This window comes from Paenibacillus sp. JT22N1 (genome assembly GCF_059692155.1).
The window spans coordinates 132026-158232 of the sequence record NZ_JCAUAW010000011.1 but is presented as its reverse complement, the minus strand read 5'-3'; the positions used below and the strand labels follow the sequence as shown (position 1 = coordinate 158232).

Annotated in this window: 22 protein-coding genes and 1 pseudogene; 4 read left to right on the top strand and 19 right to left on the bottom strand. The window is 44.8% G+C overall.

Going from position 1 to position 26207, the window contains the following annotated elements:
* Nucleotides 1–3 precede the first annotated feature (3 nt).
* The 4 genes and pseudogenes from AC58UU_RS21535 to AC58UU_RS21520 form a co-directional block, all read right to left on the bottom strand.
* Nucleotides 4–1269, bottom strand: a complete 1266-nt coding sequence (locus AC58UU_RS21535) for an RNA polymerase sigma factor (RefSeq protein WP_497318746.1) — start codon at nt 1267–1269, stop codon at nt 4–6.
* Complete coding sequence (locus tag AC58UU_RS21530; RefSeq protein ID WP_497318745.1) at nt 1266–1700, bottom strand: YciI family protein; 435 nt, start codon at nt 1698–1700, stop codon at nt 1266–1268. Before AC58UU_RS21530 ends, AC58UU_RS21535 begins: the two co-directional genes overlap by 4 nt.
* A 124-nt stretch (nt 1701–1824) precedes the next feature.
* Entirely contained in the window at nt 1825–2637 is an 813-nt protein-coding gene (locus tag AC58UU_RS21525; RefSeq protein WP_497318744.1) for an alpha/beta fold hydrolase, read from the bottom strand.
* 259 nt (nt 2638–2896) lie between these two features.
* A pseudogene (locus AC58UU_RS21520) lies at nt 2897–3417 on the bottom strand (class I SAM-dependent methyltransferase).
* Nucleotides 3418–3946: 529 nt separating this feature from the next.
* Here AC58UU_RS21520 and hflX point away from each other — a divergent pair.
* Entirely contained in the window at nt 3947–5212 is a 1266-nt protein-coding gene (gene hflX, locus AC58UU_RS21515; RefSeq protein ID WP_497318743.1) for a GTPase HflX, read from the top strand.
* Between the two features lie 218 nt (nt 5213–5430).
* Here the strand turns inward: hflX and AC58UU_RS21510 are convergent, their stop codons facing one another.
* The 9 genes from AC58UU_RS21510 to AC58UU_RS21470 all read right to left on the bottom strand — a co-directional run bounded on the left by AC58UU_RS21510 (nt 5431) and on the right by AC58UU_RS21470 (nt 16216).
* The gene (locus tag AC58UU_RS21510; protein ID WP_497318742.1) at nt 5431–5904 is read right to left on the bottom strand and encodes a (2Fe-2S)-binding protein; all 474 of its coding nucleotides are present in this window, start codon (nt 5902–5904) and stop codon (nt 5431–5433) included.
* The gene (locus AC58UU_RS21505) at nt 5901–6740 is read right to left on the bottom strand and encodes an FAD binding domain-containing protein (RefSeq protein WP_497318741.1); all 840 of its coding nucleotides are present in this window, start codon (nt 6738–6740) and stop codon (nt 5901–5903) included. The genes AC58UU_RS21510 and AC58UU_RS21505 overlap by 4 nt, the downstream gene beginning before the upstream one ends.
* The gene (locus tag AC58UU_RS21500) at nt 6740–9058 is read right to left on the bottom strand and encodes a xanthine dehydrogenase family protein molybdopterin-binding subunit (protein WP_497318740.1); all 2319 of its coding nucleotides are present in this window, start codon (nt 9056–9058) and stop codon (nt 6740–6742) included. The genes AC58UU_RS21505 and AC58UU_RS21500 overlap by 1 nt, the downstream gene beginning before the upstream one ends.
* A gap of 245 nt (nt 9059–9303) precedes the next feature.
* The gene (locus tag AC58UU_RS21495) at nt 9304–10146 is read right to left on the bottom strand and encodes an RMD1 family protein (RefSeq protein WP_497318959.1); all 843 of its coding nucleotides are present in this window, start codon (nt 10144–10146) and stop codon (nt 9304–9306) included.
* 129 nt (nt 10147–10275) lie between these two features.
* Complete coding sequence (locus AC58UU_RS21490) at nt 10276–11424, bottom strand: response regulator (protein WP_497318739.1); 1149 nt, start codon at nt 11422–11424, stop codon at nt 10276–10278.
* Nucleotides 11399–13228, bottom strand: coding sequence for a sensor histidine kinase (locus AC58UU_RS21485; protein WP_497318738.1), 1830 nt, complete (start codon nt 13226–13228; stop codon nt 11399–11401). The genes AC58UU_RS21490 and AC58UU_RS21485 overlap by 26 nt, the downstream gene beginning before the upstream one ends.
* A gap of 120 nt (nt 13229–13348) precedes the next feature.
* A complete protein-coding gene (locus AC58UU_RS21480; RefSeq protein ID WP_497318737.1) occupies nt 13349–14311 on the bottom strand; it encodes an NAD(P)H-dependent glycerol-3-phosphate dehydrogenase in 963 nt (320 codons plus the stop codon).
* A gap of 32 nt (nt 14312–14343) precedes the next feature.
* Complete coding sequence (locus AC58UU_RS21475) at nt 14344–15039, bottom strand: aspartate/glutamate racemase family protein (protein ID WP_497318736.1); 696 nt, start codon at nt 15037–15039, stop codon at nt 14344–14346.
* Between the two features lie 55 nt (nt 15040–15094).
* Complete coding sequence (locus AC58UU_RS21470) at nt 15095–16216, bottom strand: amidohydrolase family protein (RefSeq protein WP_497318735.1); 1122 nt, start codon at nt 16214–16216, stop codon at nt 15095–15097.
* A gap of 433 nt (nt 16217–16649) precedes the next feature.
* Here AC58UU_RS21470 and AC58UU_RS21465 point away from each other — a divergent pair, with 433 nt between their 5' ends.
* Complete coding sequence (locus tag AC58UU_RS21465) at nt 16650–18665, top strand: GxGYxYP domain-containing protein (RefSeq protein WP_497318734.1); 2016 nt, start codon at nt 16650–16652, stop codon at nt 18663–18665.
* 128 nt (nt 18666–18793) lie between these two features.
* Here the strand turns inward: AC58UU_RS21465 and metE are convergent, their stop codons facing one another.
* The 5 genes from metE to AC58UU_RS21440 form a co-directional block, all read right to left on the bottom strand.
* Nucleotides 18794–21097 carry a 5-methyltetrahydropteroyltriglutamate--homocysteine S-methyltransferase gene (gene metE / locus AC58UU_RS21460; RefSeq protein WP_497318733.1) on the bottom strand — a complete coding sequence of 768 codons (2304 nt, stop codon included), beginning with the start codon at nt 21095–21097 and terminating at the stop codon, nt 18794–18796.
* 108 nt (nt 21098–21205) lie between these two features.
* Nucleotides 21206–22108 carry a LysR family transcriptional regulator gene (locus AC58UU_RS21455; RefSeq protein WP_497318732.1) on the bottom strand — a complete coding sequence of 301 codons (903 nt, stop codon included), beginning with the start codon at nt 22106–22108 and terminating at the stop codon, nt 21206–21208.
* Between the two features lie 124 nt (nt 22109–22232).
* Nucleotides 22233–23156, bottom strand: coding sequence for a hypothetical protein (locus tag AC58UU_RS21450; protein WP_497318731.1), 924 nt, complete (start codon nt 23154–23156; stop codon nt 22233–22235).
* A gap of 150 nt (nt 23157–23306) precedes the next feature.
* Nucleotides 23307–23984, bottom strand: a complete 678-nt coding sequence (locus AC58UU_RS21445; RefSeq protein ID WP_497318730.1) for a sensor histidine kinase — start codon at nt 23982–23984, stop codon at nt 23307–23309.
* 35 nt (nt 23985–24019) lie between these two features.
* Entirely contained in the window at nt 24020–24637 is a 618-nt protein-coding gene (locus AC58UU_RS21440) for a hypothetical protein (RefSeq protein ID WP_497318729.1), read from the bottom strand.
* Nucleotides 24638–24839: 202 nt separating this feature from the next.
* On the opposite strand from AC58UU_RS21440, the gene AC58UU_RS21435 reads away from it, so the two are divergent.
* On the top strand, nt 24840–25253 hold the full coding sequence (locus AC58UU_RS21435) for a hypothetical protein (protein ID WP_497318728.1): 414 nt from the start codon (nt 24840–24842) through the stop codon (nt 25251–25253).
* 4 nt (nt 25254–25257) lie between these two features.
* Entirely contained in the window at nt 25258–25416 is a 159-nt protein-coding gene (locus AC58UU_RS21430; protein WP_497318727.1) for a hypothetical protein, read from the top strand.
* A gap of 39 nt (nt 25417–25455) precedes the next feature.
* Here the strand turns inward: AC58UU_RS21430 and AC58UU_RS21425 are convergent, their stop codons facing one another.
* Entirely contained in the window at nt 25456–26136 is a 681-nt protein-coding gene (locus AC58UU_RS21425; protein WP_497318726.1) for a response regulator, read from the bottom strand.
* Between the last annotated feature and the right edge of the window lie 71 nt (nt 26137–26207).

Sequence of the window (26207 nt, the reverse complement as noted above, 5' to 3'; positions counted from 1 at the left end):
AAATTATTTCGATGCTTCAGATTTACATTCAGCAGCACGATTCATTAAAAGCTCCTGCTCACGAGCATTTTGGGTCATCGACACAGCCCTTTCAAATTCTGTACGTGCTTCATCGAACCTCCCCAGCTTCACTAGGAGATCACCGCGAACGCTCGGCAGCAGATGGTATCCCTTCAGGGAAGGTTCGGCACGCAGCTCGTCGACAATCTGCAGCCCGAAGGCAGGACCAAACGCCATAGATATGGCGACCGCCCGGTTCAATTCGACGATCGGCGATGGCGTTACCCTAGAGAGCGCTTCGTAAAGCGCTGCAATACGGATCCAATCGGTCTCAGCAGCGGTAGGAGCCTGTGCATGGCAAGCAGAAATCGCAGCCTGCAGCGAATATGAACCGAGCGAACGTCCAAGCTTTTGGCTGTGCTCAAGTGCCGCCAAACCGCGGCGGATCAGCAATCGATCCCACTGCGCCCGGTTTTGGTCCATCAAAAGTACGGGTTCCCCCGAGGGGCTTACCCTGGTTTTAAAACGCGAAGATTGAATCTCCATTAAGGCAACTAGTCCGTGAACTTCAGGTTCATGAGGTGTAATTTCGGCAAGTACGCGTCCCAGTCTGAGCGCCTCCTGACATAGCAGCGGACGTAACCAGTGTCCACCGGAGGTTGCCGCATAACCTTCATTGAACATAAGGTAAATTACCTCGAGCACAGCGGACAGGCGTTCTTTGAGTTCTTCTCCTACAGGCACCTCGAAAGGAACCTTTTCGGCGCTGAGCGTTCTCTTAGCCCGGACAATCCGCTGGGCAATCGTTGATTCGGCTGCAAGGAAAGAACGTGCGATTTCATCAGTGGTAAGCCCGCATAACAGGCGCAGCGTCAAGGCAACTCTGGCATCCTGTGATAACACGGGATGGCAGGTCAAAAAGATCAGACGAAGGAGATCGTCACCGATCTCCCCGTCCAAATTACCATCCATGTCTTCCTCTGTATACAAATCAATGCCGTGGGCAATCTCTACGTACTTTTGGTCGCGCAGTTTGGTCCTGCGCATAAAATCAATCGCGCGCCGCTTGGCCGTCGTCATCAGCCAGGCACCCGGATTATCTGGAATTCCGATTTCCGGCCATCGTTCAAGGGCAATCACCAGTGCATCCTGGGCAAGATCCTCTGCGAGACCCACATCCCTTACCATTCGTGTCAATCCTGCGATAAGCTTTGCTGATTCAATTCGCCATATTGCATCAATGGTCCGCTGTGTATTGGACAACGTCACGCTTTCTTCTGCTCCTGAGCCTGTTTGCGAAGGATTGCTTCTTTCTCCTGCGATTCGGTATCGTCCGTTAACTCCTCAAACTCGAATACCTGTCTGAGCTCAATCTCGCCCTGTCCATATCCGTGGGGATCCGGCATGCGCAGAGCCCATTCAATTGCTTCTTCCCTGGATTTGACTTCGATCAAGGTATATCCCGCGATCATTTCTTTCGCCTCCGTGAACGGACCATCTATCACCTTTGGTTTGCCTCCGGGCTCCGGATAAGAAATCCGGATTCCGCTTGAGCTGGGTTGCAATCCATCGGCAGCGAGCAAAACACCGGCTTTCACCAATTCCTCGTTATACTTTTGCATGGCATCAATTAGCTCTTGGCTAGGCATAGTTCCTGCCTCTGAATCTGTTGTAGCTTTTACAATCATCATAAATCTCATATGTGTTTACCTCCTATTTTTTGTGAAGCTTTTTGTACCGGAGTTTTGTATTCACTATTTTTTCGGCGGCAGGAAGTAAAATTCCTGCCGCCATTGTTGACGCTTTGAAATGCTATGCCGCAACTTAGAGATTGCCCATAAAGAATGCTGCAAGTTCCGATGAAATCATTTTTATATCTAGTTTCTTTGTATGTCCGAGTCCCTTCTTACTCAGCAGTTGTGCATTGGGCAGCACATTCGCCAGTGCATGGGCACCATGACGCAGCGCAGCCGGGCTTTCAGTTCCTTCGAGTACCAGTGTTGGCGTTGTGACTGAGCTCCATAATTTGGTAGGCAGCGACTTTCCGTCCATATATCCATCCAACAAAGCCGCATCGTAGGGGAGTGTGTGAGCAACGGCCATGAGCTTAGACCACACACCTGGCATAATACGCATCAAGCTGACAACGAATGAAGGGGCACCCATACCCTTGGTCATAAAATACTTGATGGCCTCGGCCCGGCGATTAGCTGTAATAAGTTCAGTAACATGCATGACGAAATTTTCCGGCGGCTTGCGATCGGCAGCATCGACCACGAATGGTGGTTCATGCAGGGCCAGTTTCGTGATATTTACCCCTCTCGATGCTGCCTGCAGGGAAAGAGCCGCCCCGGATGACAACCCCCAAACATTTGCCGAGCCGCCAGCTTCATCAATCATTGCCTGAAGATCTTCAATCTCGCGCGCTGTGTCATAAGGCTGTGTGTCTCCGCTATCGCCGCGACCGCGGCGGTCGTAATTGTAGACCGTGAATTGCTCTGACAACAGATTAGCCAGCTGCACCAGCCCCGGAAATTTCCGGTAGCTGAACGCACCTGCTACCAGTATGAGTGCCGGCCCTTGACCAACTTTGTCATAGACGATCTTGGTACCGTCTCTTGAAATTATTGCGTACATGGTATGTCTCCTTTGCTGTTAAAACGAATTGTTTTTGTTTTAGAACGGATTCAATTTTTCACCAAATATCCGAGCCTCTATTAAGACGACGAACCGCTGATAACAAATTCGACACATCTGCAAAAAAAAATTTAAATAAAAAGATCTGTATCCCATTCTCATAAATCTGCCGATAATTCAACAGGCTGCCAAAAGATGCTGGCAGCCTGTTGTTATGATGCTATCGTTTTCCGTCATAGTAGTAAAACTACTGAAATGTTTAATTCTTGACCGCTGCGATCAAGAGGAAAATGGGACGATGGGTTTCGTCTTTCATTTCTGGATACTTGTCCAATGTTTCTTGTGTTGGTTGAGGTTCGGAAAGTTTCATAATACTAAATCCTGAGTCAATTAACGCATTCACATAGGTAGCGATAGTTCGATGATATTTGACGACATCATTGTCCAGAAATCTCGCCTGCCGTAGACCTTCTTTCTGGTAGTCATCAACAGGCCAGTGCAATCGCTCGCCCTCAGAACCATAGTACCAGTCTTGTGCAGCAAGTGCGGTAAAGACCGGATGTTCAACCGAAAGTATAAAAGTTCCTCCTGATACAAGACAATGATTTATTTTACGACAAACGATTTCAAAGTGCTCCACATAATGAAGGGCAAGCGAGCTTATCACAACGTCAAATTCCCCTGCTTCAAAGCCCCAGCAGCATTTAGTCCACCAACCGAGCGAGGCATCTCACTGTATTTTTCGAAGAATCCCAGATCATCATATTTATTCTGTTTCATATTAAGCCAAAACTCCCAACTTGAACTTATTTTCTCACTTTGCCAAATGTTAATTATATTGTTTTTTTGATTAACGGTATCTAGAGTTTATCATCAAACGTTGAAAATCTTTATTGAAAATTTTATTTAAATGAAACAATCCTGTAGGTAAAAAATGATTATACTTATTCTTAGAGATGCAAGAAAGCTATTCATTGTGGTACTCTTAAAGTACTTTAACGAAACGGAGGGGTTACGTGTGGTACATTTTATCCGAGTTAGATCTTTGCGCGGCTAATTGCAAAGCGCTCAAGATTCTGTCTGTGTACAGAGGACTCAGGATAAGTTTGTCCATTTATAACCCTGAATTGATACTTCTATCGGTGATCAAACAACGCGGCTTGAAGTAAGGTGAAACATCCTTATCGACCAAATCGTGGATTGTTTTCTTTCGTCCGATACGATAGTCATTGTCCTCAACTACAGACAACACAAGCACCTTGCTTGTGTTGTTTCTTTTTTACTCCTTAACTTGAAAGGATGATGAACGATGGAACAACTGAAAGAGAAAGCGATTATCGTCGGGGTCCATATTAAGAACCACCCTAATTTTGCATACTCGATGGGAGAACTGAAGAACCTGGCCGCAGCATGCCATATCGAGGTGGTTGGTGAGCTAAGTCAAAAGGTCACCCGTGTGATTCCCTCCCATTACATCGGAACGGGTAAAATCCAAGAATTATCGCAGCTAATTACTGAGCGGAACGCAACCGTCGTCATTTGTAACGATGAGCTGTCTCCTTCTCAGATACGAAACCTGGAATCAGCTCTTGCATGCAAAGTCATTGACAGGACGATCCTAATTTTAGACATTTTTGCGGAACGCGCACAAACTACGGAAGCCCAGCTCCAAGTTGAGGTCGCTCGACTCCAATACATGCTTCCCAGACTTGTAGGACTTCGTGAATCGTTAGGTCGTCAAGGAGGTGGAGCTGGCCTTAAAAACCGAGGATCTGGTGAGACAAAGCTTGAACTCGACCGCCGTAAAATCGAAGACCGAATCACGGCTTTGCAATCCGAACTGGAGAAACTCGTAGCCCGTCGTCAAACTCAAAGAAAGCAGCGCCATAAGAATGAGGTCCCTGTAATTTGTCTGGTCGGTTATACGAACGCGGGCAAATCAAGCTTAATGAACGCCATGATCGAGTTGTATAATCCGCAGGCGCATAAGCAGGTCTTTGTCAAAGACATGTTGTTCGCCACATTGGAGACATCCGTTCGAAACGTCAACTTACCAGACCGTAAATCATTCTTATTAACTGACACGGTAGGATTCGTAAGCCAGCTTCCCCACCATTTGGTTAAAGCTTTCCGATCTACGTTGGAAGAAGTCGCAGAAGCCGATTTGCTGATTCACGTCGTAGACTTTGCCAACCCGGAATACGAACAGCACATTAACGTTACAAATGAAACGTTGAAGGAACTGGGAGCGGATCATATTCCGATGATTTTTGCTTATAACAAATCCGACTTGACTGAACATCCTTACCCTCTGTTAAAGGATGATTTCGTCTACCTCTCTGCCCAACAGAAGCGCGGAATCGAGGAGCTTACTCAACTGATTCGCGAACGCGTTTTCCAGAATTACATGCAATGTGAAATCGTGATTCCTTATGAACAAGGCCGATTAGTGGCCTACTTCAATGAACATGCCCATGTTCATTCAACGAACTATGAGCCGAATGGTACCCGTCTTAAGTTGGAGTGCCGCGTTTCCGATTTTGAACAGTACCGAGATGACTTCCTCCAGCTTTAATTTAGGAAATTAAATTCTAGTCTTCCGAGACAATGTTGCAATTACAACTTGGTTACTTTCGTGGAACAATGAAAAAACGACTCTAGTTCGCATCTATTTCGCGATAGGGGTCGTTTTTATTTTTCTCGATATACTTTGTTTTGGATGAAGGAATATTAAATTACAAAAGCTGATGTGATGATGACCAAAAGATCATTTTCTGAAGCCATCGCTAACCATCATTCATGGTTAATAACTGACCTGACAGCAGCATGAATCTCTTCATAGCTCGTGCAGCGGCAAATATTGGATTGCAGCCACTCCTGAATCACTTCTTCGCCCGCATTCGGGTAACTGTTAACTAAGGCGTGACATACCATAATAAATCCAGGCGTACAAAACCCACATTGAAAGGCAAATTTGTCAACAAATGCTCGTTGGATCGGCGCATCTCCCCCCAAACCTTCGACCGTTGTGATGCTGCCACCCTGAACCTCTATCGCTAGCATCAAACAAGATTTGATGGGCACCCCGTCGACGATGACCGTACATGCGCCGCAGTCACCGTTTTCGCAGCCGACTTTGGCGCCAGTGAGCCCTAGTTGTTCGCGCAGCACACGCAATAAAGTATCCGATGAACGGATTACCGCATGTTGTCGCTTCCCATTGACAAGCAGCTCAATTTCGCTTTTGACTGTTCCGTGTGCTTTCATACACGCCTCCGTTCCAAAGCCGTCATAGTATCCGATAATGTGTTGCGCAGCACAAACGTCCTATATGCAGAGGAGCCTAAGATGTCGTTCAAAATCGGCACTGGCCATAATCGGATGACCTTCTCTATACGTTCTTCCAAAGGGAGCGAAGCATCGTTCAGAACCTCCTCAAGCTTCCACGAACGGAAAGGGATGGCACTAACTCCGCTAAAGGCAACTCGAATACCCTCCTTTGTTTTTAGAGCGGAAATGCGGACGATCGGATAATCTATTTTTTCCATCTTGGTCTTCTTCACAGTGACAAAAGGTAAATCGAGGTATCTTTTGTCGCTTAGAATCTGCACAAGGAGATCCCCTTTTTCCAAACGCGGTTCACCGTTCAATATCTGGTGAATCGGAACATGGCGAATCCCTTTGGTACCTGCCAGAACAACCTGGCTGTCGGCTAGGAGAAAAGGCAGCAATGCTTCCCGGTAAATGAATTTCCCGCAGAGATTGCCGCCAACGGTAATTTTGTTGCGATTGGTATGGTCGGCTGCGTCTCGAACCGTCTCGCCCAGAAGCGGGAACAGATTGGCCTCCGATAGAGCAGTGAGCGAAATAGCTGCGCCAATGACAAGTTGCTCCTGATGAAGTTGCAGCACGTTGCATTCGGGAATCCCTTTAATGTCGATGACAGCTCCTGTGCGAAGTTGGTTCAGACGCGCCATCGAGATAATCTCCGTACCACCGGAATAGTAAAGCGGCTCTTTGCCGTTTGAATCCGCCTGCTGAAAAACGTGAACCGCTTCTTCGACAGTCGTTGGAGTGTAGTATTCGAAATCGAAAGAGATCATTAGTAGCCTCCCTTATAACGCCAGATAAGCTCCGGGGTCAGTGGCAGCTGGTTCAGTTCTACATCGGCGGCGAGTGATAATGCATTTGCGAGAGCAGCAGCCATTCCGATCGTACCGTGCTCTCCAACGCCACGTGCGCCGTAAGGGCCATCCAAAAACGGCGTTTCCACAAAGTCCACCAAATAGTGGGGATTCTCCCCGAAGCGAATCAGTTTGTAAGAGCGCAATTGGGGATTGAGCACGAGGCCAGCATTGTTGTACAGAAATCCCTCCCGGCTGGCAAAGCTGAGTCCCATGTTCATGCCGCCCATGACTTGGCCTCGTGCCGTGCCTTCGTTGATTACCTTTCCAGCGTCGAAAACAGAGGCCGCTTTAAGAATTCGATACGTGCACTCACGGGTATCGAATTCGACTTCGACCGCTTGCGCACCAACAGTCCATTGCGGGCCCGGAATACCTTTGCCCGTTTCAGGGTCAAGGGTAGTCAACTGATGGACTCTGTATCGTCCGCGACCGATGACCGGCTCGCCGGCCGCGCTGCCATCCGGATATATATAACCACTAGCGACCTCATGGATCTCCAAGCTAATGTTCGGATTGTCTTTGATATAGACCTTTCCGTGACCGACTTCCAGTTCCTCTTGAGGTCTTTTCAGAACGAGAGAAGCGTTTTGCTTTAACTGGGCAATGACATCCTCCGCTGCATCAAGTACGGCGCGTCCGACCATCATCGTACTACTGCTTGCCACTGTTTTCCAATGTTCCGGGGTGATTTGCGTATCGACATCCATTTTAATGTGGACCTGGTTCATAGGCATATTCATTCGTTCGGCGAGGATTTGCGTCATAATGGTGCGGTTTCCTTGACCTATCTCTATGGCGCCTACACTTAGGTTCAAAGTGCCGTCGTGATTGATCGTGATTGTCGCGCCGGAACCGGTATCTATCGTGGAGCTGGAGTTTTTCATGACACAAGCCATTCCCTTGGCCCTGACTTTAATGCGATCATCGACGATCCGCTTTCCTTCATCCCACTGAATGAGCCCTTTTAATTTGACGATACATTGTGCCAAATCGCCGATGTTACTGCTATTCAGTGGCGCTTGGGTTGGCGTCGAGTCGCCTGGCTTGATGGCGTTGCGAAGCCGCAACTCCAAAGGGTCCATTTGCAGCTTCTTCGCAAGTAAGTCCATGGTGCGCTCCATGCAAAAAGTCGCTTCCGTATGGCCAAACCCCCGGAAAGCGTTAGCATAAGGATGGTTTGTGTAGACGCATAATGCGTCGCACCATACGTTGTCGATCCGATAAGGTCCTGTGCAATCGATTGCAGCTGCTTGAGTCACGGCTGCCCCCCCATCGGTGTAGCCGCCGGTATCAAACAAAAAAGTGACCTCTAAGGCTGTCAGTTTTCCTTCTCTGCTCGCACCGAGCTTCACTTTCGCTTCCAGCCCTATGTGGCAGGGCGAGCTGACCATGTCCGATTCACGGGAATTATTGACTTTGACAGGTCGACCGCCACACGCTTTCGATGCCAAATAGGCGATGTACTCCAGCTGTGCGGAGCCTTTCCCCCCAAACCCTCCTCCTACAAACGGCACATGCACAATAACTTTTGACTCGTCGACATGGAAGAAGCGATGAAACAAACGTTTTATAATAAACGGATCCTGCGTCGAAGTTTGGATATCAATCAGGCCGCTAGGCATCACTTCTACGATCGAGCAGCGCGGTTCCATAGCGCAATGATCGGATGTGTTGAAAGCATAAGAGCCTTCAACCACCACCTCACTTGTAGTCCAGCCTGTCTGCATGTCGCCTTTTCGAATTTTCACATGGTTTCCGATGTTGGTATGTGGAACGGGATACACGGGGCCATATCTCTGGTAGCTCCCCAAGTCCTCGTGAATTAATGGCGCCTTCGCATGCAAGGCAGTGCTAGGGGAATGAACGACCGGAAGCTGTACGAATTCGGCTCGAATAAGCTCTGCCGCCCGCTTCGCAATCTGTTCCGTCTCCGCCACCACAACGGCAATCGGTTCGCCGAAATAGCGCACTTTCTTGACCGCAAGGGGTGGACGATCGGCGAGAAGGCCTCCTGTCAGCACAGGAGCATAATCTCCCGTTATAACCGTTTGCACACCGCTTACTTCTAATACTTTCGAGAAATCGATTGATGAAATGTTGGCATGCGAATAAGGGCTGGTTACAAGCCAGCCATGCAGAAGATTAGGGGATTGCGTATCGTTTGTATACTTGGCGAATCCGGTTACTTTATCTTTCGATTCAATTCTCGGAATAGCCTTTCCGATTATCGACAATCTCAACACACTCCCTCTATGTTTCAAAAGGCCATTTAGACATCCAAAACGATTCCTCGAAGCGTTATTCTACATCATATAGTGAAAAATCTTGTCCTATTCTACTCACAGCATTTTCGCTTCGTTTAGCATTACATGAAAGAAGTTAGTGCAGTACAAAGCAAAAAAGCACAATGAATCAGGAACTATAATCTCCTGGTTCATTGTGCTTTTTTGTTAAGCCGATGCTGTCCTCATTCATCTTTCTAATGCGAGGGAATCCAACCTACGATTTGTAATATCGTTAATACAACCTCAATCACAATAAGTATCACAACAATCCATTCGACGAATAGCCCTCGGATGGAATGACTGATATTTGAAAAACCTTCCAAAATATGATACAAAATATCCGTTTTGCTTTTCAGTATTTTAAATCGATCGTTCAATTCAAAAAAAACCATCATCCCATCGTAAAATTGGCTAGCCGTACTGTTAGTCCAAGTCAAATCAGGTTTATCCAAGATCATGATGTAGGCAAGGGTGTTGTACTCGTGACGTACGATTTTTGCTGTTGTTCTTGCCAATTCTTTGTTGCCAACACGAAGATTTCCTTTTTCTAGTCTTTCAATCATAATTTCGAGGCTATCATGAATTTCCCCAAGCTGTTCCTCTATCTTCTCAAGAGCTACCGATTTGGCAAGGACAGTGGAGATTAATTCAGGGTAAAAGGACTCATACTCAGTTACCACTACATACTTGTCAGTTAACTCCATGCTATCGATTTCTTCGATGTGAAGGCTATAATCGTCCGTGTATCTGTCAGCAGGCTGAAGCTCAATATCTGGCTCAAAGGATTGGATGAATTTCAAAAAGCCAGTGATCTCATCCTTGTGTGTGTGATTTACAAAAACTACACTGCCAAAAGAAAACACCAGCACTTGTTGAAAGGCGTCAATATCTTTTCTAAGGATCGATTTAAGTATATCGCCTCTTAGGATTAAAGGCTGCTCCCATGTGTATTTTTTGGGTATGCCGCAGTGGATGGCGATTTTGTTCAGATCAATTTCATTTGTGACGGCCATAGCCTTAAAAGTAATATCTTTCATTTTCACCACTCATCTGCTTTATAAAAGTCATGCTAACTAGTCTTGACAGAAAAAGAGGGCTTCAATCCATTACTAATTCATTTCTGCTCTTCAATGTCTAAAATATAAAACCCAAATCTACACAAATAGTTATTTTTTGTTGGTTAATCGGCTTATCAGATTGTCATATAAATGTATCAGTTCATCGGACGGACGAATGCCAAGTTCCCTGCTGAGAAGCCGAACATAGTCTGTATACAGAGCGGTCAAACCTTTTTTGTCCCCGGTCATCTCGCGTATTGTCATAAGATGGCGTATGACTGATTCGTCTAGATGATTGCGCTCGTTTAGCTTGAGCAGCAGCTTCGACGCGGAAGTCGTATCCTGCAACGAAATAAGCACTACGGCAAGCCGCTTTACGAAAGATGTGTACAATTCCGCATAGCGTACCATTTCGTGAATGGCCCACACATACGCCTTGTCCCCGAACAGATCGCCCGTATACAGCCGTTCTATGTGCAGCGCTCTCTCCACATTTCCGACGTCTATGGATGGCATCTCTTCCACTTGCTTTTCGAATTCCACGTAATCAATAACGGAATCCTTTAATTCAAGCGCATAGCCATCGTTCTCCGATCGTATGAACTCGCGCATGCCAAGTGGTTCCAAAGACTTTCGCAATTGATAGACGGTCGTATTTAAGTAGTTCTCCGCATTGGTTTGGTGCATCCCTCCAAAAATATCCATAACCAGCCTAGAACGGGGAATTCGTTTGCCACGATAAAACAGTAAATACGCGAACAGCTCCGCACATTTCCTCGAGATCCACTTGACACGGCCCGCATCGTTACTCACGACGACATCACCCAGCATTGTTAGGACGATCCTCCCCGAATTTTCGGAAATGGGATCAGATAGCGACGGTGAATGGATGCCCCGCTGGCTTGCCAGTGCACGATTTACCGTTCGCTGAAGCCGTTCCTGGGAAACGGGTTTGACCAGGTAATCCACCACAGATAGTTCATATGCTTTCAAGGCAAATTCTTTGTGCGACGTGACGAAGACGATTTGCAGCGGTGAAGCCAAAGCTTCCATCTTAGCGGCGAAGTCCATTCCACTCCCGCCCGGCATGGAGATGTCAACGAAAGCCAGACCGATGTCGGTGTTCTCACTTAGAAAGGAGGCTGCGGACTTCGTATCCGTAAAAGCGCCAGCTACGTGAACCCCTGGCAGCTTGACCAGCATTTTACGCAGAATCAAATGCATCGTCGGCTCATCGTCCACCAAAATCACTTTCATAAACTTCTTCCTCCATTCTCCCGTCATCGTACTCTTCCCGCACACCAGCCGAGCCGGGTAAGGTGAATGAGAAGGTCGTCCCGACCCCTGGCTCGCTCTCGAACCAAAGGCTGCCACCATGGATACGAACGAATTCGCGGATCAACGCCAGTCCGAATCTCATATCCTCCGAATCGTCCCCGTTAACCATTACCTTTAAGAACGGCTCCTCTAGTCGCAGTAGTTCCGATGTCTGATCGTCGATTCCCGCACCATTATCGCTTACGGAAACGATGATCTGATCGCCTTCCAGAACGGCTCTGATCTCAATCACCCCGCCAATTCCAGTAAACTTGATCGCGTTCGAAAGCAAATTTCGCAGAATAAGATCCAACATCTCTTTATCGGCTCTTACTGTTAGCTTCTCGTTGATCCGCTCAGTCATCCGAATTTGCTTCATGCCAGCCTTCGTGCCTGAAAGCAATAAAGCCTGCCGGACAACCTGCTGCAAATTCCAGCCTAACGGACGAAACACGACTTTCCCTTTCTGGCTGCGATACCAATCCAATAAATTTTCGACGAGATTGAACGTGCTTTGCACTTGTCCTTTAAGTTCCCTCACCAATTCGGCATGCTCAAAGTCGGCGGCGGTCAGTTCATCGCCCAGCAGCTCGGTCAAACTCACGAGGAGTGCGATCGGATCGCGAATGTCGTGCGCCACGACAGTGAATAGCTTGTCCTTGAACGCATTTAGCTCAGACAGTTGCCGGGCGTTCTCACGCAACCTGGCTTCGCTCTCCTTCATCTCCGTAATATCGTTGAACATCAGAATCTTGCCGATTAAGACACTGCCCGAATCATAAATCAGTGACAAACTGCAGTTATAATGCTTGTTACGATTCGCTTGGAATCTGTGAAACGGGAAGCGTTCGTCCCCATCACTTGCGGCACGAATACGTTCAAGCAGTTCCGGACTTTCCGACAAAACCACCCCCATTTCGACGGGGTATCGTTTCGGCAAGCCGAGTTCGGGAAGGACCTTTTCGGCTGCTTTGTTGTAACTAACGATTTGGTCCTCATAATCAAACAGGACGACCCCGTCCCGGATCGTTTCGAATACTTTAGCCATCGCAAGAGGCGTTAAGCGGAGTAAATTAAACCGCAAAATCCCCCACACGTACGCAATACCCGATACGGCGAATCCGAACGGCGTCAAATCAACGTCCATTCCGGACCAAAAGAACAAATTGAACACCATAGGCGCGACTGCGCCCAAAAGGAGGACGATGATTTGCTTTCGCACGATCGGTAAAGCCCGCCAATACATGGGGATAAACAGCAACATTCCGCACAGAAGTACGGAATAATTATAGATGGTGTGCACCTTATACCAAGGTCCCTTGACCGTCGTGTACAAAGGAACCAAATTGCTCTCATTCAGAATATATCGCTCATAGATAAGGTGATGCCAATCGTTGGTCAAATGGAGAAAAAATACCGCTGCGGGGATTACGAACAGCAATAGGGCGAGACGCTTACGGTAGCGAGCCGCCGTCCCAGTAAATTGGATGACCTGAAAGAGCCAGAGCGTAGTAACAAATGGAATGCCCAAGTACTCGATTTGAAGCGACAGCTTCACATCGTTCAGGCTTCGGCTCAACACTTCAAACGCATAGCCGAGCGCATAGCAAGCCGCTGCCAGCATGATCAGAACCATCGTTTTGGCAACAGGCAGATGGCGTTTCCGGTAAGACAAGAAAGAGACGAACACCATCAGCGCCGTTGCGAGAATAAGCGTTACCGACATCCATTGTCTTGTGTCCACGGCTGCATCTCCCTTATATCAATTGACTTTCGAACCGCCATTCGGGCCAATTCGACAAAAGTCTACCTAAATAAGGATATCATCTTCTCTAATTTGTGTCTTTATAATTATGCCAGTTCATTAAATACCTTCAAATTTCACGGGTCTCATAAATAATCTTATTAGTTGCTCTTTTGGATCATTACCTTCAGAGAGTACTGAATGAACAGCCTGACAGATGGGTAGCTCCACATCATAGTTAGTGGACAATTGCAATAATGCTTTTACGGTTGCGACTCCTTCAGCTAATTTCTCGAATGGTTCCTTTTTTACAAATGCTTCACCAAAACGTCGATTATGACTATGATTAGAGAACACGGTTGCTTCGTAATCACCAAGATGTCCTAAACCATAAATGGTTAATTCGTTCCCTCCCATTGCCTTAACTAATCTCGCAATTTCTTTTGTTCCTCTAGCCATCAAGGCTCCTTTCAAACTTGTATAACATAATCCATCCAGCATACCTGCTGCGATTCCAATTACATTTTTCGCTGCAGCACCTATCTCATTGCCTAACAAATCTTGCCCATAATAAAATCTTATAATCTCACTTCCGAAACTGTCTACAAGCAATTGAGTTATTTTCATGTGATCTGAATCAATAACCATACAGTTTGGAATGTCCTTAACAAAATCTTGAACATGCCCAGGTCCAACCCAAATCGCTAAATTTACAGGTGATTTTATTTCTTCCATAAAAACTTGTGAGAGTCTTTCTCCAGACTCCATTTCAAGTCCTTTCATACATAAAACAAAAATCTTATTTGTAATTCCCATGGTATTTAACAGCTTTGCAAAACCTCTAAGTTCCTGGGCGCTAATAGCGATAAATATGATTTCGGCAAACTCAATTGCTTCAGCAATTGAGTCCGTTAAATGTATGTTTTGGGGTAATTGTAAATATTCATTTGTTCTATTATGAACTAATCTTTGATAATTTTTCGATTCTTCTCTTCCCCATAAAATCACGTCATGACCTATTTTATTTGCATACCAAGCTAAAAAAGACCCCCATCTTCCACAACCTAAAACAGTAACCTTCATTAAGTAGACCAACTCCTTTTCGTACTGTCTATTTAATCTTTCAAAGCAAAATCAACTGCATATTCAGCATGGATTTTCGTTGTATCGAATATAGGAACCCTGCAATCTAGTTGAGATATTAATAAAGTGATTTCTGTGCAGCCAAGGATAACGGCTTCTACCCCATCTTGGATAAGACTATCAATTATCTCTAAGTAGGATTGTTTAGAATTTTCATTAATAATTCCGAGACAAAGTTCCTGATAGATGATATCATGTACAATCTTCCTTGCGACTTCATTGGGAACGATAACATCAAGACCAAAATTCTCAATAAGTTTACCCTTGTAAAAATCTTGTTCCATTGTAAAAGCAGTACCGAGTAAAGCGACTTTTTTAAGTCCACATTTAACAACTTCATTTGCCGTTGCATCAGCTATATGCAGTAATGGTATTGAGACTGATTCTTCTACTTCTTTTGCCATCTTGTGCATCGTATTCGTGCATATGACAATGAAATCTGAACCACCAGATTCGAGTTTTTGTGCGGAATCAATCATGATTTTGGTGGCTTCATCCCATTTCCCTTCATGTTGAAGAGTCTTGATCTCATGAAAATCCACCGAATACATAAGACTTTTTGCGGAATGGTGCCCGCCTAATTTTTCCTTTATACGTTGATTGATGATTTGGTAATAAAGCAAGGATGACTCCCAGCTCATTCCACCTATTAATCCAATTGTTTTCATAGATAAACACCTCAGAAATAACTATTTACTACATAATAACAGAAAATCGAAATCTTTATTTACTCCAAAGAATTTGTCCGGCCTCTACCTTAGATAGATGACTCCATTCATAACTTTGTCCGGTTTCTTTGGATTTCTTACGGATTTCCGCAATCTGAGTCTCAGTAGCTGGTTGGTTACGAATAATGGCGTCTAGGTTATCATGTGCAATTTTTCTTGCCAACTTAGGGTCGTCAAGCTTATCTAATAACTGATACATCGCACCAATTGCAGCCTCTTCACCAATATCAAATCCAGAGTCCGTACTCAACATAAACTGATCAGGAAACTGCTTCATCACAGGTACGAAATCCTCCAACTTATTGGTACTAGCAGGATTGAGAGCGGTGAAACCCGCATAAAAATCCGCGTACAAATTGGGGTGCTTTTCGAGTAGTTTTCTGATATTTTCCGGTGAATTAAACGCGTTGGCGTGTGCGAATATGATTATTGTGTTTGGATGTTTGTCAAGCGCCTCTTCTAACTTATCTATAACCATTCCGTTTGGTGGGTCAATATGCAACAGGATGGGGACTTTGTATTTTGCACATATTTCGTATATATCCGGTAAATAACCGTCCATTGGGCTTTCACCCTTCCAAGCCACTTTTGATACCACAGGTGAATACAAAGAAGCAGCTGCAATTTCACCTAAACCAAAATATCCTTGTTCCAGGTTATGTGTCACTACATCGATACTCGATTTATCATGCATATCAAAGCCAGAAAAGTAAGGAATAATTACATGAGGGTTATCTTTGTAAGCCATCCATGACATCTGGTCGGTCATTACTGCGCTTGGCTCTGATACATCTCCAAAGAGAACAACTTGATTGACGGCATTACGCTTCCAAACTTCCAGCATATTTATATACTTTGAATCAGAAGCATCATGATTGTGGGAATCGATGACTTTTAAAAGACGGTATTGCTCAACTAACTCTTTAACCGTTTTCTGAGTCCCCTTATCAATCTTTGTTTCATTTACGATTAAAGGTATGTTTGAGGTGGGTGAAGCTTTTGTTACGGCGGAATCTTTTACTTGGTCAAACGGGAATAGACCCAAAACAGAAATTAGCCATATCCCTATGGCTGTACTCACTGTCACTATTAATGTAATAATAATCCGGTTTTTCATTCGTATGACCAACTTTCTTTCTTGAAATGTATGAGCCTTCAAATCGTAAAACCAAATAATATTAATTCGGGGAACCCAACTAATTATCCTTTATTTTCCATCTAAAAATTAAGAGCTTAGCCTGCATTATATAATATATCAAATAAGGTTTACTTCCATCCATTAAGCAGTCTCCTCCAACTGCAAAATATGTCATTACTTAGGTTTTATTCATGTAGAATAAGACAATATTTTGTATTTCCTTAAGATTGTTTATCGAAACACTTGATTTATCATATACAACATGTTAAATATATCCATGCAGATATGTCATGACATTACATTGCACGCTACTCTTCAAAGAAGGAGGTTAAATCGAAACTAAGACAGCTTGTTGTATTTAAAATTCCTAAATGAGGTGAGCAGATTGATAGGGAAATTAAGAATTTTATGCTTGGTATTACTATGTGTGACAATGCTGCCTTTCAGCATTTCTGCGGCACAGGCTGATGTTGTGACTCCTGATGGGATTAAATGGCCAAAAAATCAAGCGCTTCCAACGTTTAATCAACCCAAGCATTTGGACGTTGTCAATGTCTCTAATGCACCTGGAGACGTCAAACTGCTGATGACTACTCTTCAGGGCATTGTGAATCGAGAGCGCCCACGTATCTATCTGATTCAGAACAAGGTGGACCCTTGGTATAACGAAATGGCCATACCGTATAAGCTCCACGATAACAGCATGGATGTCTTCGATTTGTATAAAAATGAAGTAAAAGGAATCATCATCTACGATCCGAAAACTCCGGATTCCATCAACGTCGCGACCACGTTGGCGGGACTGAAGAATGCTGTTGTCATCAGCCCTGAACTGGCAGGCAAACTAACTGCAGCTCCCTACAAATTGAAAGTGATTGAAGATTTCCGGGGCAAATTCAAAAATAAAATTGACGCATACACCTGGCAGTACGAACACTTATGGAATCAAACGACCCACCGGATGTTGATTGGGCTAAGTCCGGACACATCGATCTCGCTCCCTCCCGGTCTACCCGAATCCTTCATGACGATCGCAGAAGAGAAAAGGCAAATAAGGGATGCCAGTAACCGTGGAACGTATGAATATGACCTTTCATCGTTTTTAGGGAAAGAGGCGGTATACGTTCGTTTCGACGACTCTTTCACGCAGGACGGATGGGGACCGGCCGTTCATGCTATCACCGTAAAGGCAGACGGGAACGTCATCGCTCAATTTGAGGCTGGTACGCCCGAGGAAGAATTGTACTTGTATGACAGGCAAAATTCCAAGTATTTACAGGGTGCAGACCACCGATTCGCAGATAATGGAAGTTACTTCATGTATGAATTTAAACCTACTGCTGGCACTAAACAGTTGACGATCTCTGTGGAGATGTGGAATCAGTACAAAGTTTCGGTCGGTAACATTCGCCCTCTCTCTTCCGAGCAGAAAGAGCCTTACGGATATTTACGAGACTATGCGGTCGCTAACAAAGCAATGGTTTTCTGGCTTTCGACGGATGTGCCGGATCAACGGGCACTCTTAGAGAAGATTCTGTCCGATGTCGAGCCAGGGACACCTTATCTGGGCTGGTTCAGCAATGACTTCGAAGGCGAAGCCGCCTCCGTCGACCTACTCTCTAGGCATAGCGTCTTTGTATTGGCAGCTGATTGGTTCCACAACATGACCGTCTTCTCGGGAACAAAGGTGGAAGCAGTCCCTAAGATCAAGCCCAATCCGCTCAAGCTGGAAAACAAAATCTATGTGACGTTCACGTTCGGTGAAGGCGATAATTTGCAATACGATTTGAACCATATGCGCGAGATCCTATGGGAAGATCCTGCACGCGGCAAAGTACCCATTAATTGGACTTCCAGTCCATTACTCTACGATGCCGCTCCAATGGTTCTTAATTATTACCGGAAAACGGCGACAGAGAATGACCTGTTAGTTGCCGGACCGTCCGGTGCTGGTTATTTCAACCCTCATCCATGGCCGGAAGAAACCCTCCCGGATTTCCTGAGGGATAACTACCGATATCTCAAACAGACCGGTATGACCATTCCGATGGTGATAAACCGGGATGTTACCAAAGACATACCAATAAGCTCATCCGAAGCGGCCGCATACGAGCAAAATTATAAAGTTCCCGGCATTCTGCTTGTAGGAGATAAATTCGGCATCGAAATCATGAATGGTACGCTTCCCGTATCGATGATGCCAGGAATTGGAACGGCTCAGGATGGAATCAATATTCTAGCCGAGGCCAAGAAAGGCTGGGATGGTAAATCGCCGTTATTCCTTTCCGTCGGGGTTAACGCGTGGGGGATGAGACCACATGATATTCAGGCCATTGCTGAATCACTTGGTGAGGAATATAAGATCGTAAACGCCGAACAATATTTCACACTTATTCGTGAAGCTTATGGATTGTCCAAAAAAGAATAAATCCATGTAAAAAGAATCGGATAGCGAGCAGTTTTAAACTGCCGCTGTCCGATTCTTTTTTTACGACCTATGCATTCCTTTTAACGAAGTCCGAAGTCCAAATCTTAGTCCCTACAGGAATGTTTTGTTTAGAGATTATTGGCTATAGGTTCTTGGGCATGCCTCGAACGCGCGATCTGCGTCGCTTCAACCATGTTGCGCAAGGAATCGACTGTTTCTTCGAATCCACGAGTCTTAAGTCCGCAATCCGGATTGATCCAGAATAACTTCGGATCCAGCACACGCAAGGCGCGTTCGATCATGCTGGTCATTTCCTCCACACGCGGAATACGAGGACTGTGGATATCGTAAACGCCTAATCCTATGCCAAGTTTGTATGTGTTCAATTCGAAACTATGAATCAGTTCACCATGACTGCGAGATGTCTCGATCGAAATCACATCGGCATCCATCGCTTCGATCGAATGGATCATGTCATGGAACTCGCAATAGCACATATGGGTGTGAATTTGCGTCGTATCCTGTACCGTGCAGGTGGCCATGCGGAATGCATTGACAGCCCATGCCAGATACTTCGCTTGGTCATCCTCCTTGAGGGGTAGCCCTTCGCGAACCGCAGGCTCGTCGACCTGAATCATGCCAATTCCTGCCTGTTCAAGCGCTTCCACCTCTTGTCTAAGTGCATAGGCCAGTTGATAGGCAATTTGTTCACGCGAGATGTCCTCGCGAACGAACGACCAATTCATTATCGTAATCGGACCAGTCAGCATTCCTTTTACTGGGCGTTTGGTCTGTGTCTGTGCATACTTTGTTTCTTCGACAGTCATCGGCCCCTTGAATGCTACGTCCCCAAATATAATTGGCGGTTTAACACAGCGAGAACCGTACGACTGCACCCATCCGTTCTGCGTGAACGCGAAGCCCGCGAGCTTCTCACCAAAGAACTCGACCATGTCGGTTCGCTCAAATTCGCCATGCACGAGAACATCCAATCCGATCTCCTCCTGAAGCTTGATCCAGATATCGATCTGTTCTCGGATGAAGTTAGCATACTGCTCATTATTCCATTCACCCTTGCGCCACTGTTGACGGGCCTTACGCACCTCTGGGGATTGCGGAAAGCTGCCAATTGTCGTCGTCGGAAAAATCGGCAATTGCCACTTCTTCTGTTGAGCAATATGACGCTCAGAAAAAGGTCGACTGCGCACTGGACTTTGAGCACTGATGGCAGCGACAGCATGCTGAATGTCGCTACGGTTGCGCTCACCTGACAGCTTGATCGCCTGTAAAGCAAGATCGCGTTCTTCTAGTTCGCCTGCGATTGCGGCGGGGCCTCGAGAGACTGCTTTCGCCAGAAGTACAATCTCGTGCAGCTTCTCATCTGCAAATGCTAAAGCATCCTTCAGTTCAGCTCCGAGCTTCGTCTCATGATTTACCGATACCGGAACATGAAGCAAACTGCACGACGTCTGCACGATGAATCGCTCAGTCGTTACGATTTCAGCGAGTTCTTCTACGAGTGCCAATTTCTCACGCAGTGACGCCTTCCAAATGCCACGACCGTCAATAACCCCTGCACCTAAAACCTTGTCCGCCGGAAAACCTAGCGCTTTTATCGACGACATATTGCCAGATAATCCATGAACGAAATCCAACCCTATTCCCTTGACGGGAAGCGCGACGATATCACTATAGTGCTCTACCGATTCAAAGTAGGTTTGAAGCATGATGTTCAGGTTCGGCACTGAAGCGGCAAACGTCTCATAAATTGTCTTTAATCGCTGCACGTCCTCTGCACTTAACTTCGTTACGAGAATCGGTTCGTCTATCTGTACCCATTGAACCCCTTCTCTCGCAAGCTCCTGAAGTATCTGCACATAGAGCGGAAGCAAACGTCCCAGCCAGTCGTCGGTCTCCGAAATACGGTATCCTTTTGACAGCTTCAAGAATGTAAATGGTCCAACGATAACCGGCTTGCCCTCGATACCTAGCTTCTCTTTAGCCTCCCGATAAGCCTTAAGAGGTCTATTTTCGGTAAGCACCGGCGATGTCTCGCCTAGTTCCGGTACTATATAATGGTAGTTGGTATTGAACCACTTGGTCATTTCGCTAGCCGTTGCATCCTTCGTCCCACGCGCAATACCGTAATAAACCGATAATGGTACCGTGCCGCCCTCATACGGAAAGCGTTTCGGAATAATGCCGAACATCGTGGATGTATCTAGAATATGATCGTAATAGCTGAAATCATTGACAGCGATGAAGTCAATGCCTTTCTCCTGCTGCTTACGCAAATGATTCAAGCGGATCTCCTGCAATTGACGGTGAAACTCCGATTCTTCGAGTTTACCTGACCAGAAAGCTTCGAGCGCTTTCTTCCATTCTCGATCTGCACCAATACGCGGATATCCCAACACACTGCTTTTCACCATCTGTAAAACTCCTCTACAATTTGTTACAAGAAAGATATCACGGATTGGTTGGTATAGTGTAACTGGAATAAACTATATCTAGTCATAGCTAATGGCTATAGCAAGGTTTTATTGGGATATCGCCTGCATGAGTGCTTGTATATATGCCGCTCCTAGCTTGGATAGTGAAGCATTTTTATGAGAAATCCAACCAACATTGATAGTTTCCTCACAATCCAAAGGTACAGGAATAATTTCATTTCCATTCAAATCAGCGCTTAATACTCCTGTTGATATGGTATATCCGTTCAATCCGATCAATAAATTGAAAAGCGTCGCCCTGTCATTAACACGAATGCTTTTCTTATGTGACATCGTGCTGAGAATCTCTTCTGAAAAATGAAAAGAATTATACTCCCCTTGATCAAAGGACAGGTATGGATAATTCTGAAGCTGGTCAATAGTCACGATCGATTGCTTTGCCAGCGGGTTCTTACTACTGATGAAAATATGCGGCTTAGCTATTAATAAGCTGTTAAATTGCAAATTCGCGCTTTTGAGCAACTTGTTGATAACTTTCCCATTAAACTCATTCAGATATAAGATGCCGATCTCGCTGCGTAAATTTTTGACATCTTCAATAATTTCATAAGTTTTGGTCTCTCTCAAAGCTAGCTCATATTCATCTTGGCCATACTCCTGGACTAGACTCACAAATGCATTCACCGCGAAAGCGTAATGCTGAGTGGAAACCGAAAAATGCTGCGGGGAAGGCTTGGCATTGAGGTAGCGGCTTTCCAATAATTCCGCCTGCTCGACTACCTGTCTCGCGTAGCTTAAGAATTCAACACCCTCTTTTGAAAGTGAGATCCCTTTATTAGATCTTTCGAAAATCGCAAGCTGCATTTCTTCTTCTAAGTCCTTAATCGCATTTGAAAGGCTAGGCTGAGAAATAAACAACCGCTTGGCTGCTTCGTTAATGGAGCCGCGATTCGCAACCTCAATAACGTACTTTAATTGTTGTAGAGTCACCGAAATACTCCCCTCAAAAATTTTGATCCATAATTAACATAACTTAAGAATATCATTTGCCAGCAAAAAAAGCGCACCCTCCATCAAGAGTGTACGCTTCTTTTGAATTTAGTTTAATAAAATTCTAACTGAACAGTTTTCGAGATAGGCCAACGAAAAGATCCGGTACAATAGCACGGGTTTTTATGGTGAAAGGACCAATGATTCTTGTTTCTACTACAGGGAACCGCAGTTTTTCGAACGTCAGAGTCACTTTGCTGTTTGTATTCTTTTCAAGTTGAGTGATCAACATGCCAAAGTCCTTTTGAACTCTGTCAATAATTTGTTTATTCAACGAAGGCATCATATTATGAATACCTTGCCGGAATTGCTTCGCTATTTCGTCCTTGCTTACAAAGAGTCCGACGATAAAATCAGGTCCAGGCAAATCAATATCGATATTTTCGACTTTTTCGCTAATAAAACTATTCAGATCTGGACCTGTAAACGGACTTAGAAATAGGTCTGCTTTAAGTGTTGCTCCTTGGTCATGACCCGTGATGCCGATTGACCCATCATTAATAAAAGCAGAAAGGCTATCCAGATGCATTTGTTGCTGTATGTCGGTAGTCATTGCGTTAATCTGTGCCTGCGAGAAGCTTTGTTGCGTCGTTCCATCCGTTCGAATAACATAATTATCCTGTACTTTGGAATTGATTTGACTGAATTGGAACGTTTCTGATCTGTACACCGGCGCGAAAATGGGAACATTAAATGGCGGGAGCACTTTCATGATCGTATGCGTTGCCAGTAAGAATGCCTTGATCGTAGCAGGAAATCCATCCGGTACGAATATTGTGAATGCGCCAGTTGCATCGGTTTTCGCCTGAAAAGAAAAACCAGGTATAAAACTGTTTGTAAAGCCCGCAGGAAAGTCGGTTCCCAGAAATATCTGAGCCTCAGCCATAGGTTTGAACGATGCCGGATTCGGATGCGCGGGATTAGCTGAGTAGCTGGAGATAAATTGTGGTATATTCGTGATTTCGTGTAACTTTCCATTCACATTCATTATTGTATTCCTCCTTCATTGGTTGGTTCGATCCTTATCGTAGTCGAATTCCACTCGCAGAAATATACTTGAAATAGTGATGATTGACAGCTCAGATAAGAAATGGATTATAAACAAAAAAAGTCCTAGTGGTCACTCCACTACGGACTTTTATAAAGAATGTTTTTGATCTCTTTGACCTTGATCTAAGCTGTTGCTACGTTGTATTTTGCGACTTTTAGGCAAATGAATGGTGAAAGTCACTCCGGTCTGTTCGCTTACTACTTCAATACTTCCTCCATGCTTCTGCAGGATCAGATAACAATAAGTCAGACCCAGCCCGAAATTATTCTCCTGATGTTTAGTTGTAAAGAACGGCTCGAACAGCTGGGTAATAGTCTCTTTTTTCATACCCTTTCCATTGTTGGAGAACTCGATCAAAATATGCTTTTTGCTCTCATGAATTCTTATTTCAATCTTTCCGTTTTCCGAATCCACAGCATCGATCGCATTGCGAATCAAGTTAACGAATACTTCTTGCATGTGAAGCTTATCGCACATCAAATGGTAAGAAGGTGGATAATCTGTAACAAGTGTAATCCCTTTATCGTCAAGCAAATAGCGATTGGATTGAATCGCCTGAGCCACAATATCGGACAAGTTGCTTGGACCTTCTACAATCTCTATATCTTCGATATGCTTCTTGATCCGATTTACCATGAACATCATTTGTCTCGTCTCCGCCTGGATATTCGCAATGTCTTGCTCCGTTTGTTCATGCAGTCGGAATTGTAAGTTTTCCTTCATACGGCCCGTCAGCAGATCAATATTGGTAATGTGATTTTTCATCGCATGATTAAGCATGGCCGCACCAGATACAATCCCTATAATCGTAATTTAATTCTTACGCCAAGTACTCCGAATCGGATCGCGGATACAATAAAAATAACAAAAGCCATCCATACGAACATACTGATGTACCGATACCCGTCAAATGTACGAATCGCTCTTTCCATATGATTTAGCACAATAATAACAAGAACAGGAGGGACAACAAAAAAGACTGTAATAAGACGATTTCTTTTTCTTACCAAATTTGTTTCCTTGCTATAAGAATAAATAACCAATAAACATCCAACGAGGTAATAGGGAACCGACCAGTAGAACAAAATGACAAAATCTAACTGAATACTTTGCTTCATCGGAGTAATAAGGAGTGTAATGATAACCGGAAGTACAAGTGCGCAAGCGAGCATATTTTTGACTCGGCGAGTCGTGGTTACGGAATATACGATCGAGAACATGAGGAAACCGTAAGGGGTACAAGCTTGGAGAATAAAGAAAAAAATGCTTCGCCATACAGGTTCAACAACTACTTCGGAAAGGCTTCCCACACCTGCGAAAATCAAAAATAATACCAACCACTTCGTCGCTTCCTGTTTTCGTCCGTAAAAATAAAGCAAAACTGCAAGTAAAAGATCAATAATGGCTGAAAAGATCATTGTTTTCCCACCTATCAACTACCTGATCGACTATTCCGTCTCAAACAGCTTTTTCACAAGACTACCTAGTTCGCTAAGGGATGGTTAATTCCTGACTTAATTTATACTCTGATTTACGAGTATATTTCCCTCTTTGAAAATGGCTTATGATGAATTTGTAGCAAATAACCCCCTAGAGGGAAAAAACAGGAGGCGTTTTATAATGAGAAAGACAATCAAATTAGGTTTACTAGGTGCTGTAGCTTCTGCTATCTTGGCTTTACCAGTGGCGGCGAGTGCCCAAACTTCTTCGCCAATGGAGTTCTTGTCCACTACTCCGCAAACCACGGTGATCCGCCAGTTGCCACCCATTTTCATCCATAACTTGGGTACGGTGTATCTGCACCCAGGTGCTAGCGGTCCAGTTGAACAGTATTTGCCAACAAGCTTTATGTATGATGTGCAATCCATTGAAATCACGGGTCCGTTGAGCCAATTCGTTCATGCACAAATTACAAATTTCGGATCCAAAATCTTGTTCAGCTCTGACGGGGCCAAAACAACGGTAACTGTGAAAATCACGAATAGTACCGGCTTGTGGGGCTATTATACAGTCATTGTTCAGCCTGTAGGTTAACCCGATGAAAAAAATAACTTTTCTGTGTACCTTACTAGTTGCTGCTGCAGGGGTCATGCTTTCTCCATCATTTAATCCACAGCCAGACCCCCCGGGAATCACAACCTCCCCTTCTGCCTTACTTGCCTTCAATCCGCAGCCAGATCCTCCAGGCTTTGTTTAAAGAAATAAATCGGACGTTTCCTGCGTCCGGTTTATTTCTTTATTCCAACAACCGCAGTTGAATCGTCATTTCCAAGAGTTGTTGCCGGTTGTGTTTTTTGATTCGAAGCCACTCCAAATAGGGGAACTTACCTTTTATTATTTTGGTAATCTTGCATAGCTCGTTATTGATGGACTGTTCGTTGTAGAACAAGAGCTCCGCAATTTCGCTGCTGCTTTTGCCTTGTTGAAGATAGCGTAAAATCTCTTTTTGGAGCGTGGTTAATTTTCTTTTAAGCTCCTCTTCATAAGAAGAAGCCACCCGTCTCATTAATTTGCCGGCAGAAGAGTGATGCAGGTTTCCCTTACCTGCTACAACGCCACGAATGGCATCGGGGATATCTCGGTAATGTGCCTTAGTAATATAATTGCTAACACGTCCGTATGCGATGGCATGAGTCATGACTTCCTCCTCATCCAGTGAGGAGAGTACGATTATCTTCAGGTTAGGTTCTGTTGATTGTAATTCAATGGCCGCTTCGAGTCCATCATAATTATTTCCCGTTAAATTGATATCTAGGAGCAATATATCAATAGGTATTTCTTCAATAGCTTTTAACAGTTGGTACTTATAAGCGGCAGATCCGGATATAAACAGGTCGGGCTCACGTGATAAATAATCGACGATTAGTTCACGAAATAACGGATCATCGTCGCACACGAAAACTTGAATCGGCTGCATGGTATTCCCCTTTTCTGAAAATACACTCCTTGGATTCGAGATGAAATTTCATTTGCCTTTAGGCAGGAGAT